Below are 1,306 nucleotides of genomic sequence, written 5' to 3'. Positions count from 1 at the left end.
GTGCCCTTCAGTGTGTCGTGCGAGGCGGTCCCGACGGGCGGGGCCTCCTCCACGGCTTCCGCCGGGACGGCCACCGGCGGCGGCCCCGGCGTCAGCGACGGCCCGACGGGCGGCGCGACAGAGGCGTCGGGCGGCCGTACGAGCGGATCGGACGACGGATCAGGAGACGGACGGTGAGGCGGATCAGGCCGCTGACGAGAAGGCCGGCAGATAGCCCTTGGCCTGGCCCGTGGCGGTGGGGTGGTAGGACTCGTCGACGGGCATCGTCACGCTGTGCAGCCAGGCGTCGCCGGAGCAGATCTCGTGCCCGGTGAACTGGGAGCTGACGTCGCTGAACGCGAAGCCGTGGTCGGCGGCGCGCTTGGCGGTGACGGTGTTGATCTCGTCGGCGGCGCCGTTGATCGCGGTGCGGGACTTCTCGCTGAGGCCCACCGAGCAGCTGCCGCCGAGCTTGTAGAAGCGGGGGTAGCCGACCACGACGACGTGCGCGGAGGGCGCCTTCGAGGAGATCGTGGAGTAGACCTTGTCGAGCTGGGCGGGCAGGGTCTCGTCGATGTACGTACGGGCCTTGGTCACCCCGCTCAGGCAGGCGGCCTCGCCCTTGAGGACGCAGGTGGACATGGTGTCCGCGAACCCGGCGTCGTTGCCGCCGACGCTGATGCTGACGAGTCCGGTGGAGGCGTCGAGCGAGTTCAGCTGTCCGCTCAGGACGTCGCCCGTGCGCGCGCCCGAACAGGCGGCGAAGGTGAACTTCGAGGGCTTGTGCTCGGCTGCCCAGAGGGCGGGGTACGCCTTGGTGCTGCGTTTGCAGTCACCGCTGGAGTCGTCGTAGTCGCCCGCGCCGACACCGGCCGAGTAGGAGTCACCGAGCGCCGTGTAGGCGGTCGTTGCCGCCTTCCCCCCAGGCTTCCCCGCAGTCTGCGTGTTCTCCCCGGCATGCGCGGCGCCCGCCCCGGCGAGGGCGAGCGCGGTGGTCAGGGTCGCCGCGGAGACGAAGCTCGCAATTCTGGACAGTTTCATGAAACCTCCCGTTAGCAGGATCTCTGCTTACATCCGTCGTACCAGGCCACATGCGTAACGGGAAGTGTCCATGCCAATGACACGAGGACCGTAACCGACAGGTTGTGATTCCCTGTCACTTTCGTGACTTCTCGCTGGTGGGACCGGCCGTGGGGGCGCACACCCCGGCGCGCGGGGCGCCGGAGGGCCGCGCGCCGCATACTGACGCCTCGTCAACTACGGGCGGAGAATGGGCTAATGAACGGTCAACTGCCGGTAACCGGAGGCCGTTTGCACACCCTTCACA

Annotated in this window: 1 protein-coding gene; it reads right to left on the bottom strand. The window is 69.0% G+C overall.

From position 1 onward, the window contains the following. Nucleotides 1–183: 183 nt before the first annotated feature. Nucleotides 184–1,020 carry an SGNH/GDSL hydrolase family protein gene (locus tag ACFU99_RS43915; protein WP_384404423.1) on the bottom strand — a complete coding sequence of 279 codons (837 nt, stop codon included), beginning with the start codon at nucleotides 1,018–1,020 and terminating at the stop codon, nucleotides 184–186. Nucleotides 1,021–1,306: the final 286 nt, after the last annotated feature.

Origin of the sequence: Streptomyces sp. NPDC057654, assembly GCF_042800135.1 — a bacterium.
Taxonomy (GTDB): Bacteria; Actinomycetota; Actinomycetes; order Streptomycetales; family Streptomycetaceae; genus Streptomyces.
Note: the sequence above shows the minus strand (reverse complement) of the source record. Positions and strands in the feature narration are given on the sequence as shown.

Coding starts and splice junctions, on each gene's coding strand:
- ACFU99_RS43915 (WP_384404423.1), bottom strand. CDS start 1,020: ATGAAACTGTCCAGAATTGCGAGCTTCGTCTCCGCGGCGACCCTGACC.